Here is a 14,536-nt window from a genome sequence, read left to right as displayed (position 1 = left end):
GGTTTTGTGCTTTATGGGGTAGGGGATTTTCCCTGCGCCAGTTGTGCGACGGGAACCCACTCCAGAGCATTCAGCACGGGTTCAAATGAATCAGGCGTGTGAGTAACGGCGCGAACGACGTCAGCCACGCTGGGATTTGCTTTGCGAAGGTGGTATCCGCCACCAGCGCCACGCTGGCTGGTGACAATTTCACTGGTACGCAGCTTCGAGAAGATTTGCTCCAGGTAAGACACAGACAGCTTTGATTCCTTGCTGATTGATGCGATGGAAACCGGGCTGCCGTTGTAAATCCTGTTGAGGATGGCAACGACCTGAACAGAAGCCACCACGCGTTTCATTCCAAACTCCATCATGCATCCTTTGCCGGTTCGCGACCGTATCCCGGGTTATCGTTTAAGGCGTCATTCAGAACCTGCATTGCCTCATTATGTGGGAGAGTCAGAGCAAGTTTGATCGCCGTTCCAAGAGCTTCAGCCGCACATTCAAACTTACGAGCGAGCCTGGCTGTTTCATCAACTTGTTCACCCATCGCTTCCATTTCAAAGTTGTGCTCAGTCCAGATTTCATCCATCACATCACTTTCAACTTCTTCACGTAATGCTTCTTTTACTTCCAGAACAGGCAAAACCCCGATTAATGCCTCGGCTGGTGCGCTGCTGAAGCGCAATGCCAGATCGTTTGCTGACATAAAAACCTCCGGAAAAAAGCCCGCCACGGGACGGGCAAAGAACACTTTTCCAATTTAACCAGAACAGGTCTTCGTCTCCTGTTTGGTTACGATGGTGGTATTACCATCACAATGCCCTGTGCACCGGGCATGAGGCTGGCAACAGCCATTGGTCAAACTCGTTATGAACGAACTGCAGTCTGTTGGTCGGCAGACGGGTCGCCCTTCTGGGCAAGCGTGTAGCAAATCAGTCGAATGATTACTTCAATGCGATTTAGATGTACGGCCTGACACCGCACTGGTTTACGTGCGAAATCGATCATGGATTTATCCTCTTGCGTTGCCCTTGTCGCCAGGCTGGCGGAACGTTGAACCTGCTGCGTGTTAATACTTGTCATCTCATCCAGTGATTCGTATGCCGCCGGCAGCTACTTCGTGGGCGTCCTGCCTCGATGACGTTTTCGATAGAATGATTAAATCATTGGTTTAATGTTTATGTCAATCATCAATTGATATGGAGGCAAACATTTGCTTTATCAGTCGTGAAAAACTAAGGGGAGGGAGGTTCTGACAAAAGGGCGAAAAAAAACCGGCAAACGCCGGTTTCAATGGATGGGAATAAACTCTTAGTTCACATCGTTAGCCTTAAAACGACCACGAAGATATTTCTCAACGTAATCATCAATTTCCTTTAACCGCAGTGCAAAGGTATCGATCATTCGCTCTTGCTCTGCCTCTGGTAGCTGCCTAAACAAGTTAAGCATTTTGCTCTCGTTAGGCTTGAGACCTGAATCTTCTGATACTTTCTCACCTAACAACCAAGTAACGGACACGTTGGCGGCTTCCGCAATTGCTATGGCGGACTTCTTACTGATAACTCCCTTCTTAAACCACCCATTCACAGCTTGAGGCGTAACTCCTGCAATGCGAGCCATATCAGCTTTGCTGATCCCTCTTTGAGTAATTTCTTCTAAGCGGGCTACCAGTTGGTTATTGAGATCGTCAGTTTTTTTCATACACCCATTGTAAATGTTTGGTTTATAGTCACAATAAATTTAAAGTTTGCAATTGATGTAAACCTATGGTTTATTACTCCCAATTTAAAAAGGAGATAGTTATGACAGCCATTGATAACGCAATTCGACTAGCTGGCTCGGCCAATAAATTAGCTTGCACGATTGGTGTAAGCGGAATGGCAGTAAGTCAGTGGAAAGCAAAAGGTACTGTTCCTTCGTCACGGGTACTTCAAGTCTTTAGCGCTACAGGGGTTACCCCCCACGAACTTAGACCCGACTTATACCCAAATCCAACGGATGGATTACCTAAGGAGTGACCATGCAAACCATCTCTTTTAAAAACCATACCCCGACGATGGTGAGAACTCAGAAAACAAAAAATCAGTTTTCTGTTTGTCGCCGGGATTGGATGAAGTGCAAAAAAATCTGGGTTGCCGTTCGTGAATGGGAATCGACATTACCAGGACAGGCACAGGAACGGATCGCTCAGCTGGTGGCTGAAGAGTGGGCCAAAGCAGATGGCCGCGGAATTGCTGTTAATAAACAGAATTTATTCCGATATCTGAAAAACGAGGGCGGTTCGGAAAAATACACGGCTTACGTTATGCAGTTGTCAGGTTCAATTATTGCTGCTATGCCAGTTCAGATTGCCAGAAAGCACGGATTAAGTAATGCGAGCACAGAAGCAGAGCTGGTGGCGAACGCTATCAAAGAGTGCAGTGAGGCACACCATGCGAAATTAATTGGTGCGCCATTACAAAAGCTCGAGAAGGAGATTCGTGAGGCGGCAATCGCATTGTTCAACATGTTACCTGCTGACGCGGCGGGACCACTACTGGCGAGTATAAGCGCCGTAGCGCCGCAATTGTTTTAATCGAGTTTTGACCAATGACCATTATTACTGCAACTCGCGGGGTGAAGTATGCCTAATCCTTTGGCTAAGGCCATGCCTAAGAGTAAGGCTAGTAACGAGCCTTATCGTAAGGTGAAGATCACCATGTGGGATGATCCTAAGTTTCGAGCCTTATCACCACTCCCGCCAAGTGGGCAGAGTCTGTTTATTTACCTGCTTACAGGTCCATTCACAGGGATTATTCCCGGGCTGTATAAGGCGGGAAGGGCGGCTATGGCCGAAGAATTAAACTGGGATGTCGAAGCCTTCGACTTAGCCTTAGGTGAAGCCATAGCGTTAGGTATGGTGGAAGCCGATCTTAAAGCCAGAGTTTTTTGGTTGCCTAATGCGGTGAAACATAACCCGCCAGCATCAGTTAACGTGATCAAATCCTGGGCAAGATCGTTTGAATTACTGCCTGAATGTTCACTGAAAGATAAAGCATATGAAGCTCTCAAAGCCGCTTGCTACGGGGTTTCTGACGCTATGGGGATGGCTTTTGATAAGGCTTTCGCCTTGCCTAAGGATAAGGCTAAGTCTTTGGCTAAACCTTTGCCATCAGGTATCCAGAAAGCAGTTAGCAGTAAACAGATCTTAAACCCCTCTCTTAACGCGGGCGCGATGAAAAATTCGAATGGGGAGGAACTGCCGCCCCCGGCCATGCCCCGATACCTGGACGGTGTTGATGAACCGATCGGGAAATTCAGGATGGCAGATAGCTGGCTTCCCTCCAGAGACTTTCGACAGCGCGCCGCATCGTGGGGTATCTCCCTGCCTGAGCCAGATTACCTTCTGACTGAACTCGCAGAATTCACCGCGTACTGGGAGTCGGAAGGGAAAGTTTTTACGCAAATCCAGTGGGAACAAAAATTTGCCCGACATGTAGCCCGGGTGAGAACGCAGGTAAAACCAGAAACCGGAGGTAACAGTCATGTGGGAGCAGGATCAGAACCAACAGCATCCCGGGCAGTTCAGCAAATTCAGTCAGCCCACGCAGAGTGGCGCCGCAGGAATGGACTTGATGGCGACGGAAACAGCCTGGCGTCTGTGGCAGGTCATGGGGGAGGTGTATTCGAACCGATGGACCCAGAAGAACGGGGCGGAGCCTTCGCCTATCTGGATAGCCCAGATAGGTTCGATGACTGAACAGCAAATTAGACTGGTCTGTCAGCAGTGCATGGAGCGCTGCGCGATGGGAAATACATGGCCGCCTGACCTGGCTGAGTTTGTTTCTCTGGTTTCAGAGAGTGGTGCGAATCCATTTGGTTTGACGTCGGAGCAGGTTATGGCGGAATACCGGCGCTGGCGCAATGAGTCATATCGGTATTCAGGTAGCGATAAATATCCATGGCCTCAGCCGGTGCTGTACCACATCTGCATCGAAATGCGCAGAACGGGCGTAGAACGACAAATGACAGAGGGTGAACTGAAAAAACTGGCAGAAAAGTTACTTACGAAATGGTCGAAGCATGTTGGTAATGGACTGAGTGTTCCACCAATTCGACGTCAACTGGCGGCGCCGCACCATCCGGCGGGACCAACGCCAGCGCAGCTACTGATGGAAGAATACAAACGCCGCAAAGCGGCAGGTTTAATTAACTAAAACGAGTATTGACCAATGACCATAGAAATCTCTCAGAAAGATCGGGTAGCGATAGTGGTACGCCATACCCCGAACTGCGTATTACGTGATGTGTGTGAAGCGTTAGATATTCCATCCGGTACCGCAGGTAAGTTTCTGCGCGCGCTGACTGTCAGTGGCACAGTCCTGCGTACTCATAACGGAACTCAGTATGTTTATAACATCGATCCGGATGCAAAATTACCTGACGTAAAACTGCCCTTCATGGAAGAGAAAAGCGATCCGGTTGAAACGCAATTAGCGGAGAAAATGGCGAAAGACCTCAAGTCCCGGGGACTCTGGCGGCGTGCTGCAAAGGTATATACCGACATGTTAGACATTGCCCGCAGTTCGGCTGAAGTGTCACGTATAGCACAGCAACGTAATGAATGCCTGCGTATGGCCCGGAGATGATCAGCATGCCAAGACCAAACACACCAGAAGAGCAGGCGGCACTTATCCGGGTGATCATCGAAGAGGTGAAAATCCGTGGACGCTTAACCGTAAGCGAGGCATCACAGATGTTATCGCTGCATCGTCAGACTGCTGAGAAGTATTTCCGCGTAGCAGCCGAACGCGGCGAACTCATTCGTTACGGTCGTCTTGGTTTGTTCAGGGACCAGAAGGCTGTGATTGATTTCGATCTCCAGCGATTCTCATACGGTTCGGGTAAGCCTGTGATTGAGTTACCAGCAGATTTTCGGGGAAGTGCGGTTATGCGACGGGTTATTGAAATCGTAGGGAGAATGCCAGTATGAAATAGCATCGGTTTCATACTTGAGTTTAGTTCACGGGGTGAATTGATGAATTAACATGCTGAAAATACATAGAAGGGAGATGGAGCAGTCTCGAAAAGACTGCTTCTAACAAATCTGTCCAGATGTCCCTTTAAAAACAGTTGAATGCCACCTGCTTGTTCTTAATTTTAATGGTTTGTTGTATACTATGGGCATGAAATGTATTAATAAAAAAGTGAGCATTAACAACAGGATGAATGAATTTGAGCTAATCGATAACGTTAGGCTTATGGCATCAGTGAGCGTGCGTAACAAAAGACAGAAACTTAATGAACAATACTTTACTCCTGGCTTTGTTACGAATTTTGTCGCTCATAATCTTATCGATCTAGCGAGGTCATCATACAATATTCTTGATGTTGCTGCAGGTGTTGGCAACATTGGTGCCGCTGTGGGACTAGTCGTTTCACAGCAAACAGCCTCAACGGCTAACCAATTGCATGCCGTAGAAATAGATCCCGACTTGGTTAAAGAATGTGAAACCCTTTTGTCTTCAGTGTTAAATGGGACTTCTGTTGAGCATAAAATTTATAATCGTGATTTCCTTGAACTATTTTGTGAATTTAAATGCAATAATTTAAAATTCACATCTATAGTGATGAATCCTCCCTACAAAAAATTTACAAGAAAAGATTATGATTCGCTAAATTTAACTCGTTATAATATTGAATACTCGCCTAATCTATATTCTCTAATGATGTCATGTGCATTGGAGCTTCTTTCCGATAATGGTGAACTAATTGCAATAGTGCCTAGGAGTTTTTGTAGCGGAACTTTGTTTCATGCCTTCCGAAAAAAAATCGTAAAACAATTTAGAATTTCTTTTATACATCTTTTTGAATCTAGGACAAAAGTATTTGCATTTGATGGTGTTCAGCAAGAAACAATTATCATAAAGATAGAAAAAAGAAGTTGTGAAAATAAAACAATTATCATTAGCTATGGTGATGATTTCGATAAATCTATTGTAAATGATAGAAGTTACAGCTCTGTTATTTTTCCTAATGATAATCAGCATGTAATACATATACCTTACAGTGAGGTAGATGAATGCGTACTCAACAAAATTTTATCATATAAATCATCATTAGATGAACTTGGGCTTAAAGTGTCCACTGGGAAAATTGTTGATTTTCGTAATAAACAACACCTTACATCTGACAAAGAAAATAATGGTTTACTTTTTTGTAAGGAAAATTTGGGTCGGGACTGCTTTATTTTTGCTTCTAATAAAATTCAAAATTTTATTAGAATTAATGAATCTACGATAAATAAATTTCTTGATAAGCAATGCCATGTTGTTATGAATCGCATGTTTTTTAAAGAGAATGATAATGTTATATCAGCTCAAGTTGTTGATTGTGGTGACAACTGCAAAACAAGTATTGCTGTTGAAAATCATCTAAACTATATATCAGGTGTTGAAGGTTCTCCATTAGATTTTCAATTGGCTTTAGGTATAAAATTATATCTGGAATCTAAACTTGTTAGTGATTATTTTAAGAGGTTTTTAGGAAGTACTCAGATCAATGCTGCTGATATAAAATCTTTACCATTTCCAAGTAAAGAAGAATTAATTAAGTTAGGTCAAAAAGGAGAGTTTGAATATGATGAGTGAACGTAGAACTACTACACAAGATATTACTTGGTTTTTAGATCTTTTTGATTCTGAAAAAATTGATCTCGATCCACCATATCAAAGACGTAGTGTGTGGACAAGGAAGGATAAACAATATTTTCTTGATACAATTTTCAAAAAATATCCTTGCCCAGCAGTTTTCCTTCATAAAACTCAAGATGATAGAGGGAGGGCAACTTATCATGTTGTCGATGGTAAGCAACGTCTCCAAACTATTATTGAGTTTTTTCAAAATAAAATCCCTCTTGGCCAGGATATTGGAGATGAACGTTTAAACGGCAAACGTTGGAAGCAAATTGAAGATCCTGAATTGAAAAAAGGGTTTTGGGATTATGTTATTCCTGTAGACCTATTAACTACAATTGATAAAACAATTGTGGATGAGATTTTTGATAGATTAAACCGTAACTCCAGAAAGTTAGAGCGCCAAGAGTTAAGACATGCAAAATATGATGGATGGTTTATTGAATTAGTTGAACGTACGGCTGAAATCCCTTGGTTGAAAGATATGGGTATCGTCACGACAGGTCGCGCAAAGAGAATGAAAGATGTTCAGTTTATATCTGAATTGGCATTTTCGTTAATAAGAAATGATGTTTGTGGCTTCGACCAAGACGATTTAGATGAGGTTTATGCTAAATATGATAATCCTGAAGATGAGTTTTTTAACTTTGAACCAGAGGATTTTGAGTTTAAATTCCTTGAGCTGTTTGCTGCAATGAAAAATATGAATGAAGTTAATAATGTTATTCGGGAGAATTCGAAGCTAAATATTCTATATAGCATTTTTAATTATCTTAGTCTTGAGAAAATTGAAAGTATAAAAGATAAGACATTCCCTCATGAAGCAACTGCAGTTAAATTAAAAGAGTTCTTGGATGCTGTCAGTTCTGACTCTGATAACCCTAATGTAATAGCATTTCGCAGTAATTTAGTAGGGGCTAATACTGAGTATCAGCAAAGAGCTAACAGACTTGATGCTTTGAAAAAATTCATGGAAGAATAATATGAAGATTCCTTTGTCAATCAAAGATTTATATGCATCTAAATATACAACTTATGTTGCATTACAAGAATCTGTTGATAAATGGGTTGAAAGTGTTAAAAATATAAAATGGCATTATGAGAGTAGAGTAAAAGAACTTGAAAGTTTCGCATTAAAATTTGAAACGGGCAGATTCGATTCTGCCTCTATTTTTGATGACATGTTCGGTGGGATGATAGTAGTTTCCACACATTCTGAGATTGTGAAGGTTGAAGAAATGTTGCGGGAGAAATTTATTTTGGTCACTAAAAAACCAAATAGTAAATCATTCGCAACTTATTCTCCAGAACACTTTGTATTTGATGATCTAAGATTATATCTTAAATTCGATAAAAATAATTTTTTATCGCCAAAAGTTGAGGTTTTGGATGGATTAACTTTTGAAATTCAGATCAAAACATTTTTACAACATGCTTGGGCTTTATCTACACATGATTTAGTTTATAAAAGCGAAAATATTTCTTGGTCTAAACACCGGGTGGCTTACCAAGTCAAGGCTATGTTAGAAAATATTGAGCTTTCTATATCAAGTGCAGAGGCATTATCATGTAATGATATGATTAATAAAGAAGATAAAAGATTTAAAAAATTAGGGAAAATTGTTGCGTTAATAGAGTCTAAATGGAATGAAGAAAGCTTGCCAGTTGATAAAAAAAGATTGGCTGAGAATATTTATGAATGCATAGATAAATTAAAAATCTCATTGCCAGATCTAAAAGCACTTATTGATGATACTGGTTGCAATACTCTGAAAAGTATTTCTCCTTATCAATCGATTTTAATGGCCATAATTAATCAGAGAATTGATATATTTGAAAGGGGAAATCCTAAAAAATTAAAGTTATTAATTAGTGAAGAATTAGAAGAATTATTAGATAAGGATAAGGCACTATTTTTAAACGACAATGGTTACGTAATAAATATTTGAACAATAAAAAGAGTACCCAGAGGTACTCTTTTTATTTTTATCCTTAGCCACTGTCATGGGACGTAATGAGTCTTCTAATTCATATATCACAATGAAAATCACATAAGGTGGGCATTTGTTCATTAGACATCAGATAGGTGCTCAAAAGTCATTTAAAGCTTGGTGTAATGGTTCGTTCCCCGTACTGAACGGTTGCAATTTGCTGAGTCATTAATGGGACTGGCCTGTAAGAATCATACCTGATCAGTCATTGCAGCAAGGGACACTTCCACTCCGCTAGAACTTCACTGCTTAGTCTTAGTTCCAGCTTAAGCCTCCGTTTTTTATTGTTTCTATAAACCTCTCTTGGTCGGAAAACTTCGCTTATACAATGAGATGGCTTTGGCTAAAAGTGCTATTAACCACTTGAATATGAGATTCAATAGGTATACTGTATGGATGTACAGTGCATTGATGTAGAGGGAATTATGAAGATAGAACTTACCATCAACAAATCAAAAGATCTGCCGCGCGGCGCCATACCTGCACTCGAGAAAGAGTTGCTTAAACGTCTTCAAAATCAATATGAAAATTGTTCTTTGGTTTTCCGCAGGACTGGTGGCGATAGCCTGACTGTTTTCGGCGGCGATAAGGGAGATAAAACGAAGGTGGAGGAAATCCTCCAGGAAACATGGGAAAGCGCTTACGACTGGTTTTATTAATTTTTTGGGTGTTGCTTTGATCCCGTTTGCATGGGGGAGTTTAAGTGAAAGAAAAATTAGAATTGCCCAAAAAAGGCTACGCAGTCATCAGATGTCACGATGGGGTCATCGTTGCCAGGCTGCAATCATTTCCTGAGTGTGAGCGCGCCCTGATGTACCGTCGCGGTAGCATGGTGTCATTTATGCCTCTTCAGGATGATGAAATTATCGGCACACCTACGTTGTTTACTCAGATGCTTGAAAGGGCTGGTTATCGCGTTACCCAGAAATCTGTTACACTCTCTTCGTAGGCCTGAACAACCTATACCTGCTGCGCCACAGGAGAAAAGCCCCATGGCGCAAGAACAATTCAAGCAATCCCTCATACTGACGTTATCCAACGCCAGCGATTTTCTTTTTGCCTCATCCAGAGGTGCGTTATGAAGAAAAGCTGGTTTCAACATACTCAACTCACCACTGAGCAGGCTGACGAACTGGAAGCCCGCTATCGCGCAAAGCAGATTAAGACCGAACGTAGTCTGGATAATGACTTCATTCACTGGACGATCAGCGCGTTCTTGCCGGAAGTATCTAAGCCTCCTCGTCAGGACAGAACCTGGCAACAACGGATCTGGAGGTGATTGTGAAAGTCTACGATATCACCCCAATGGGCAAGCCCAGAATGACGCGCGCTGACAAATGGAAAAAGCGCTCCGAGGTTCTGCGTTACCGGGCTTTCTGTGATGAAGTTCGTCTGCAGGGTGTTGAGCTGGCGGAAAGCGGTTCGCATGTCACTTTCATTCTTCCGATGCCAGCGAGCTGGAGCAAAAAGAAACGGTCTGAGTTCAACGGTAAACCACACCAGGCTAAACCTGATTTCGACAACATGATGAAAGCCCTCATGGATGCCATTTACGAAGATGACGCTCACATCTGGGATTCACGCGTCACAAAATTATGGGGAGAGAAGGGACAAATAATTATCGGGGAGATTGCAGAATGAGGGCGCTGCTGAAGCCGGTGGTTGCGCGTGAGCTTGGAATTGTGCTGCTCAAGCCGGGCAGTGAGCTGATGTCATTGTTCAGTTCTGAGCGTGTACTGGTGGAAAACCAGCCGGCAGGGATGGAACGGTTACCTACTGGCCGTGTTCCTGACGTTCGCCAGCCGCTTGCGTGTGACGAGTCCCTGAGACCGTTCTTCCTGGATGAAAAAGTTATTAAGGCTGCTGGTGGTTTGAGTGGCCTTGATTACTGGCTTATGCGTTATGGCGGCCAATGCTGTCAGTGGCCACACAGCGATTACCATTATCACGAGTTAACCACTCTGCGTCATGAACCTGGATCGGTTCTTCTGTGTGGACATTGTGATAACCATTTGCGTGACCATTACAGCGAACAACTTGCAGAGCTGGCGAGATGTAATGTTATTAGCTGGATTATCAACAGCATCATGGTGGCGCTGAATCAGGATCCTTCCAGAGAACTGTCGCTGGCGGAGCTATGCTGGTGGGCGGTGCGTATGGGTGTTACCGACGCAATTCCCGAATCAGTAGCCAGTCGGGCGCTTCGTATTCCTTCGGAGGATCATCAGTCAGTCACGCATGAATGCGACATCGAACCGGGTCTAACCGCCACCAGCATCATTACAGCCAAAGCCAGCACAGTAACCGTGAACATGCCACCAGCGCAGGTGCCTGCGGTTAAGTCCGTAGTTGGTGTTCTGGTCGATCCTGAGTCCCCGCAAACCTATATGAAACGTCCAAAGCGTATCCGTTGGACGGCCCCCCGATATCTGGAATGGATTAAAACACAGCCCTGCGAATGCTGCGGCAAACCATCAGATGACCCACACCATTTAATCGGCTGGGGGCAGGGAGGGATGGCAACGAAGGCGCATGATATTTTCGCGATCCCTTTGTGTCGCCAGTGCCATACAGAACTACATAACGACCCGGTGAAGTTTGAGCGAAAGCATGAACCTCAGCCGGTAATGATTATCAGAGTGCTGGACCGGGCTTATGGGCTCGGTGTTCTGGCGTAAAATAAGGAAATAATATGCGTGACATCAAGATGATTCTTGAACGTTGGGGGGGATGGGCCGCTAGTGATACTTCTGGTGTGGACTATTCTCATATAGCAGCAGGTTTTAAGGGTCTTTTGCCTATAACAAGCAAAACCAGATCAGCTTGTACAGACGATGATGCTCTTATCATTGAGAGTTGTTTAGGAAGATTGAAGAAACGGAAGCCATATGAGCACTCTCTACTAGTTGCTCATTATCTTTATGGCGTTTCGAAACGAAAAATAGCTAAAATTTGCAAGAAAGATGAAAAAATAATTCGTATTGAGATACAAATGGCTGAAGGATTTATTGAGGGATGTCTGTCGATGCTGAATGTTACTCTGGAAATGGACGCCGAAGTGAGTATTCAAAATAATCAAAAAAGTCCTGGTGCGGTCCGCATTTTTTAGTATAACGTGTTAAGAGTGGTCACTTAGACACGAACTTAACTATTACAGAACCTCGCCAACTGGTGGGGTTTTTGCTTTCTGGTGATGCCGTGGGTGGTTTTATAAAAAATAGGTTACTTTTCGTCCATTGTTTCTACACAATCTTTGAAGTTTCTTAAAAACCCCTGACATTAATAACCGTTTCTTTCTGGATAATCTATTTTGATTTTACACAAACGGAGGGTTATCTCATGACATATCGTTCTTTTTTGTTGCCTGCTGCATTTTTCGTTTTTTTCTCAAATTCAGCATTTTCGACAGAGATACCACAGGTCATTGACGTAAGTTCAGCGCATGATCTGGAGAAAATAGGTTTAGTTTCTATCAGGGGAGTTGGCGGGAGCCTGGACGACGCTGTTGCTGAATTGCAGGAGAAGGCGGCACAACTGGGAGCCGGTAAGGTAAGGATAGTGTCGCTTGATACACCAGGCGACTCAAGTTTGTGGCGTGGGAACGCGGTCGCTTATCGTTAAACTGGATGTAGCGATATGACAGAAGTATTTGCTAGGTACTACGTATTAGTATTTCTGTCATATCGTCGTATAGCGTTGAGACTAGAATTGTCAGATATTAAATTTCTGGTGTAGTGAATCCCCCTGTGCGGAGGGACTAAAGTGACATGAATACTCTTTGCTGTTCAGTATTGAAGCAACTGATACGTTAGCGAGTCATGGTTTGTCAGCCAAAGACTTACCAGGAGGCCCCCGGCACCACAATAACTATGAACTATCCACTTTTTACCTGTTCATCCGAGCTGGTTTTTTTACCCAAAAAAGCCCACATCAAAGAACCGGCTAACATAGGGAACGTGCATCACACGAAATAGGGAGCTCAGGCATCTTTAATTTGCCTGAACGAGGAAGGTAATCATTATCATCAAAAAGTAACTCACTGGTTATTATCAGGTTTTAAGGCTACGCATTTGCGTGGCCTTTTTCGTATTCAGGCTCATGGGAATCACTGACTACATCTTTGTTGAAAATATAGCCCGTGAAGCCTGACTTCATTAACTAACAAAACCCCTAAAGGAGTCTTTATGTCCATTGTCAACGCACCGATTGAAGGCGCAGTAATGATTGGCGGTACCGTAGGTAACGGTGGTATTGCTTTTTCTGATGGTTTTCTGCGTGTAGTAGGGAAATCATCTCCTGTACGCATCGCTCATTGTGGTAACAACGCAACGGTTTACGACGATGTAATTCGTGCGGATGGCGAGCCGGGAGCAGAGCAGGGTTATTACATGCCAGGAAGTGATGGCATCATCAGTATCACCGGTTACGAAAGTAAAATTTGGGCCGGTAATATGTCACGTACAAGTGCCTTGGGTGACAATTCAGAAATTGAACTCAATTACGTGACTGAACCTTCCACCCCTAATTTCGATCTGAGTGAGGCTAGAGCTTACGTTGCTGGTTATGCTTCCCGGATTTTTGCTCGCAATTACGTCAAAAGTAGTGTGCTGATTGCATCTGGTGAAAAAAGCCTGCTTCATGATGAAGGTATCGATAACACCCTCGTCTGTACCGGAAATGAAGGGGATATCACTGCAGGTGAAAACTCTATGGTTGTTGTCACCAGTAACAAATGTAATTTCAGTTTTGGTCCCGGCTCGACAGCAGTTTTTTTCTGGAAAGACGGTAATGAAAGGAAAGTAACGATTGTGCGCGAGGGTGAGAATGGCATTTCTGCAGATACACCGTACTTTTTCGACAATGGTAATGTCCAGATAGGTTAATAACCTTTAGCAAAAGGCATCATACTGATGCCTTTGACTAAGTGTTTTCTTCCCTCAAATTTCAACTCCTTTTTTCACAAACAATTAATGACATCGAATGCCTCAATCCAGACATACCTGATGTTTTTATTATTTTAACAAGCTACTCCGTTTAACCGGAGGTGAGGCTATGACCAGAATGAGCACCATATACAGCAGACTTTCATATGGAACAGGAACCACGCTGACCGGCTGCGGTGTATCAGCGAAGGCATATGCCGAAACAGCCAAAACAGCAAAAGAGGTGTCCTGGATGTTGGTCGACAGAATTGCAGGGTTAAGCCTGAGCGACTGGGCAATTATTGTCGGTATCGCATGCACTGTTATCACCTGCGCAGTGAACTGGTATTACAGGAAAAAGGAAAGGGAGGACCGGCTTAATGGCAATGTCACCAAAGCTGAAGAATAAACTGAGCGCAGCGGTCGTTGGGTTAATTCTTGCCGGGGCTTCCGCACCCGTGATTCTCGATCAATTTCTGGATGAGAAAGAGGGTAACAGCCTGACGGCGTATCGTGACGGCGGAGGGCTCTGGACGATTTGCCGTGGCGCCACGATGGTTGATGGTAAGCCAGTAGTTCAGGGCATGAAGCTGTCTGCTGAGAAATGCGCTCAGGTAAACGCCATTGAGCGTGATAAGGCACTGGCGTGGGTTGACCGAAATATCAAAGTACCACTGACCGAACCACAGAAAGCGGGTATCGCGTCATTTTGCCCATACAACATCGGCCCCGGAAAATGCTTCCCGTCTACGTTCTATAAGCGCATCAATGCTGGCAACCGTAAAGGCGCATGTGATGCTATTCGCTGGTGGATTAAAGACGGTGGCCGCGATTGTCGTCTGACCAAAGGCCAGAAAAATGGCTGCTATGGGCAGGTAGAACGACGAGACCAGGAAAGCGCGCTGACGTGCTGGGGGATAGACCAGTGAACCTGCGCTATCAGTTCATTGCTATTTCGTTGCTGGTG

The 14,536-nt window shown here is 43.7% G+C and carries 23 protein-coding genes; 19 read left to right on the top strand and 4 right to left on the bottom strand.

Features of this window, described 5'->3' with window-relative positions; translation table 11 throughout:
- Window positions 1–11: 11 nt before the first annotated feature.
- The 4 genes from OGV94_RS06825 to OGV94_RS06810 all read right to left on the bottom strand — a co-directional run bounded on the left by OGV94_RS06825 (window position 12) and on the right by OGV94_RS06810 (window position 1,683).
- Window positions 12–338 carry an RrF2 family transcriptional regulator gene (locus tag OGV94_RS06825; protein WP_094761513.1) on the bottom strand — a complete coding sequence of 109 codons (327 nt, stop codon included), beginning with the start codon at window positions 336–338 and terminating at the stop codon, window positions 12–14.
- An 11-nt stretch (window positions 339–349) separates the two neighbouring features.
- Window positions 350–688, bottom strand: a complete 339-nt coding sequence (locus OGV94_RS06820) for a hypothetical protein (protein WP_135912188.1) — start codon at window positions 686–688, stop codon at window positions 350–352.
- Window positions 689–849: 161 nt separating this feature from the next.
- Complete coding sequence (locus OGV94_RS06815; protein ID WP_032943037.1) at window positions 850–1,065, bottom strand: hypothetical protein; 216 nt, start codon at window positions 1,063–1,065, stop codon at window positions 850–852.
- Window positions 1,066–1,293: 228 nt separating this feature from the next.
- Window positions 1,294–1,683: a helix-turn-helix domain-containing protein gene (locus tag OGV94_RS06810; protein ID WP_286522929.1), complete on the bottom strand. Its 390-nt coding sequence runs from the start codon at window positions 1,681–1,683 to the stop codon at window positions 1,294–1,296.
- A 101-nt stretch (window positions 1,684–1,784) separates the two neighbouring features.
- On the opposite strand from OGV94_RS06810, the gene OGV94_RS06805 reads away from it, so the two are divergent.
- From OGV94_RS06805 to OGV94_RS06715, 19 genes are all read left to right on the top strand, one after another.
- Window positions 1,785–2,000, top strand: coding sequence for a transcriptional regulator (locus OGV94_RS06805; protein ID WP_032949519.1), 216 nt, complete (start codon window positions 1,785–1,787; stop codon window positions 1,998–2,000).
- A 2-nt stretch (window positions 2,001–2,002) separates the two neighbouring features.
- The gene (locus OGV94_RS06800) at window positions 2,003–2,557 is read left to right on the top strand and encodes a toxin YdaT family protein (RefSeq protein WP_235116391.1); all 555 of its coding nucleotides are present in this window, start codon (window positions 2,003–2,005) and stop codon (window positions 2,555–2,557) included.
- Window positions 2,558–2,809: 252 nt separating this feature from the next.
- Complete coding sequence (locus OGV94_RS06795; protein ID WP_286522927.1) at window positions 2,810–3,721, top strand: DnaT-like ssDNA-binding domain-containing protein; 912 nt, start codon at window positions 2,810–2,812, stop codon at window positions 3,719–3,721.
- A complete protein-coding gene (locus tag OGV94_RS06790; RefSeq protein WP_275148678.1) occupies window positions 3,633–4,178 on the top strand; it encodes a replication protein P in 546 nt (181 codons plus the stop codon). The genes OGV94_RS06795 and OGV94_RS06790 overlap by 89 nt, the downstream gene beginning before the upstream one ends.
- Window positions 4,179–4,193: 15 nt before the next feature.
- Window positions 4,194–4,610 (top strand): PerC family transcriptional regulator, encoded by a 417-nt coding sequence (locus OGV94_RS06785; protein ID WP_286522925.1) that lies wholly within the window; start codon window positions 4,194–4,196, stop codon window positions 4,608–4,610.
- A 5-nt stretch (window positions 4,611–4,615) separates the two neighbouring features.
- On the top strand, window positions 4,616–4,954 hold the full coding sequence (locus tag OGV94_RS06780) for a DUF977 family protein (RefSeq protein WP_286522922.1): 339 nt from the start codon (window positions 4,616–4,618) through the stop codon (window positions 4,952–4,954).
- A gap of 187 nt (window positions 4,955–5,141) precedes the next feature.
- Complete coding sequence (locus OGV94_RS06775) at window positions 5,142–6,611, top strand: Eco57I restriction-modification methylase domain-containing protein (RefSeq protein ID WP_286522920.1); 1,470 nt, start codon at window positions 5,142–5,144, stop codon at window positions 6,609–6,611.
- Entirely contained in the window at window positions 6,601–7,638 is a 1,038-nt protein-coding gene (locus OGV94_RS06770; protein WP_286522918.1) for a DUF262 domain-containing protein, read from the top strand. The genes OGV94_RS06775 and OGV94_RS06770 overlap by 11 nt, the downstream gene beginning before the upstream one ends.
- A gap of 1 nt (window position 7,639) precedes the next feature.
- On the top strand, window positions 7,640–8,605 hold the full coding sequence (locus OGV94_RS06765; RefSeq protein ID WP_286522917.1) for a RelA/SpoT-related domain-containing protein: 966 nt from the start codon (window positions 7,640–7,642) through the stop codon (window positions 8,603–8,605).
- A 467-nt stretch (window positions 8,606–9,072) separates the two neighbouring features.
- Complete coding sequence (locus OGV94_RS06760; RefSeq protein ID WP_286522916.1) at window positions 9,073–9,306, top strand: DinI-like family protein; 234 nt, start codon at window positions 9,073–9,075, stop codon at window positions 9,304–9,306.
- A gap of 44 nt (window positions 9,307–9,350) precedes the next feature.
- Complete coding sequence (locus OGV94_RS06755; protein WP_286522914.1) at window positions 9,351–9,596, top strand: hypothetical protein; 246 nt, start codon at window positions 9,351–9,353, stop codon at window positions 9,594–9,596.
- A 129-nt stretch (window positions 9,597–9,725) separates the two neighbouring features.
- The gene (locus tag OGV94_RS06750; protein WP_048235144.1) at window positions 9,726–9,926 is read left to right on the top strand and encodes a hypothetical protein; all 201 of its coding nucleotides are present in this window, start codon (window positions 9,726–9,728) and stop codon (window positions 9,924–9,926) included.
- 2 nt (window positions 9,927–9,928) lie between these two features.
- Complete coding sequence (locus OGV94_RS06745) at window positions 9,929–10,288, top strand: RusA family crossover junction endodeoxyribonuclease (RefSeq protein WP_172862976.1); 360 nt, start codon at window positions 9,929–9,931, stop codon at window positions 10,286–10,288.
- On the top strand, window positions 10,285–11,325 hold the full coding sequence (locus OGV94_RS06740; protein ID WP_286522912.1) for a DUF968 domain-containing protein: 1,041 nt from the start codon (window positions 10,285–10,287) through the stop codon (window positions 11,323–11,325). The genes OGV94_RS06745 and OGV94_RS06740 overlap by 4 nt, the downstream gene beginning before the upstream one ends.
- A 14-nt stretch (window positions 11,326–11,339) precedes the next feature.
- Entirely contained in the window at window positions 11,340–11,756 is a 417-nt protein-coding gene (locus tag OGV94_RS06735) for an antiterminator Q family protein (protein WP_221922762.1), read from the top strand.
- Between the two features lie 230 nt (window positions 11,757–11,986).
- Complete coding sequence (locus OGV94_RS06730) at window positions 11,987–12,268, top strand: YdgH/BhsA/McbA family protein (RefSeq protein ID WP_286522910.1); 282 nt, start codon at window positions 11,987–11,989, stop codon at window positions 12,266–12,268.
- 563 nt (window positions 12,269–12,831) lie between these two features.
- The gene (locus OGV94_RS06725) at window positions 12,832–13,530 is read left to right on the top strand and encodes a YdhT family protein (RefSeq protein ID WP_286522908.1); all 699 of its coding nucleotides are present in this window, start codon (window positions 12,832–12,834) and stop codon (window positions 13,528–13,530) included.
- A 169-nt stretch (window positions 13,531–13,699) separates the two neighbouring features.
- Window positions 13,700–13,978 carry a phage holin gene (locus tag OGV94_RS06720; protein ID WP_080625276.1) on the top strand — a complete coding sequence of 93 codons (279 nt, stop codon included), beginning with the start codon at window positions 13,700–13,702 and terminating at the stop codon, window positions 13,976–13,978.
- Window positions 13,950–14,498 carry a lysozyme gene (locus tag OGV94_RS06715; protein WP_286522906.1) on the top strand — a complete coding sequence of 183 codons (549 nt, stop codon included), beginning with the start codon at window positions 13,950–13,952 and terminating at the stop codon, window positions 14,496–14,498. The genes OGV94_RS06720 and OGV94_RS06715 overlap by 29 nt, the downstream gene beginning before the upstream one ends.
- The last annotated feature ends 38 nt before the right edge of the window (window positions 14,499–14,536 follow it).

Origin of the sequence: Citrobacter sp. Ce006 (assembly GCF_030336535.1) — a bacterium.
Classification (GTDB): Bacteria; Pseudomonadota; Gammaproteobacteria; order Enterobacterales; family Enterobacteriaceae; genus Citrobacter; species Citrobacter europaeus.
The sequence above is the reverse complement of the archived record's forward strand: the minus strand, read 5'-3'. Positions and strand labels throughout refer to the sequence as shown.

What these genes read in the sequence shown, in the direction of transcription:
- OGV94_RS06725 (WP_286522908.1), top strand. Translation starts at nt 12,832, where the DNA reads ATGTCCATTGTCAACGCACCGATTGAAGGCGCAGTAATGATTGGCGGT.
- OGV94_RS06800 (WP_235116391.1), top strand. Translation starts at nt 2,003, where the DNA reads ATGCAAACCATCTCTTTTAAAAACCATACCCCGACGATGGTGAGAACT.
- OGV94_RS06785 (WP_286522925.1), top strand. Translation starts at nt 4,194, where the DNA reads ATGACCATAGAAATCTCTCAGAAAGATCGGGTAGCGATAGTGGTACGC.
- OGV94_RS06735 (WP_221922762.1), top strand. Translation starts at nt 11,340, where the DNA reads ATGCGTGACATCAAGATGATTCTTGAACGTTGGGGGGGATGGGCCGCT.
- OGV94_RS06740 (WP_286522912.1), top strand. Translation starts at nt 10,285, where the DNA reads ATGAGGGCGCTGCTGAAGCCGGTGGTTGCGCGTGAGCTTGGAATTGTG.
- OGV94_RS06715 (WP_286522906.1), top strand. Translation starts at nt 13,950, where the DNA reads ATGGCAATGTCACCAAAGCTGAAGAATAAACTGAGCGCAGCGGTCGTT.
- OGV94_RS06790 (WP_275148678.1), top strand. Translation starts at nt 3,633, where the DNA reads ATGGGGGAGGTGTATTCGAACCGATGGACCCAGAAGAACGGGGCGGAG.
- OGV94_RS06795 (WP_286522927.1), top strand. Translation starts at nt 2,810, where the DNA reads ATGGCCGAAGAATTAAACTGGGATGTCGAAGCCTTCGACTTAGCCTTA.
- OGV94_RS06780 (WP_286522922.1), top strand. Translation starts at nt 4,616, where the DNA reads ATGCCAAGACCAAACACACCAGAAGAGCAGGCGGCACTTATCCGGGTG.
- OGV94_RS06775 (WP_286522920.1), top strand. Translation starts at nt 5,142, where the DNA reads ATGGGCATGAAATGTATTAATAAAAAAGTGAGCATTAACAACAGGATG.
- OGV94_RS06730 (WP_286522910.1), top strand. Translation starts at nt 11,987, where the DNA reads ATGACATATCGTTCTTTTTTGTTGCCTGCTGCATTTTTCGTTTTTTTC.
- OGV94_RS06810 (WP_286522929.1), bottom strand. Translation starts at nt 1,683, where the DNA reads ATGAAAAAAACTGACGATCTCAATAACCAACTGGTAGCCCGCTTAGAA.
- OGV94_RS06770 (WP_286522918.1), top strand. Translation starts at nt 6,601, where the DNA reads ATGATGAGTGAACGTAGAACTACTACACAAGATATTACTTGGTTTTTA.
- OGV94_RS06765 (WP_286522917.1), top strand. Translation starts at nt 7,640, where the DNA reads ATGAAGATTCCTTTGTCAATCAAAGATTTATATGCATCTAAATATACA.
- OGV94_RS06720 (WP_080625276.1), top strand. Translation starts at nt 13,700, where the DNA reads ATGACCAGAATGAGCACCATATACAGCAGACTTTCATATGGAACAGGA.
- OGV94_RS06825 (WP_094761513.1), bottom strand. Translation starts at nt 338, where the DNA reads ATGAAACGCGTGGTGGCTTCTGTTCAGGTCGTTGCCATCCTCAACAGG.
- OGV94_RS06760 (WP_286522916.1), top strand. Translation starts at nt 9,073, where the DNA reads ATGAAGATAGAACTTACCATCAACAAATCAAAAGATCTGCCGCGCGGC.
- OGV94_RS06815 (WP_032943037.1), bottom strand. Translation starts at nt 1,065, where the DNA reads ATGACAAGTATTAACACGCAGCAGGTTCAACGTTCCGCCAGCCTGGCG.
- OGV94_RS06820 (WP_135912188.1), bottom strand. Translation starts at nt 688, where the DNA reads ATGTCAGCAAACGATCTGGCATTGCGCTTCAGCAGCGCACCAGCCGAG.
- OGV94_RS06750 (WP_048235144.1), top strand. Translation starts at nt 9,726, where the DNA reads ATGAAGAAAAGCTGGTTTCAACATACTCAACTCACCACTGAGCAGGCT.
- OGV94_RS06805 (WP_032949519.1), top strand. Translation starts at nt 1,785, where the DNA reads ATGACAGCCATTGATAACGCAATTCGACTAGCTGGCTCGGCCAATAAA.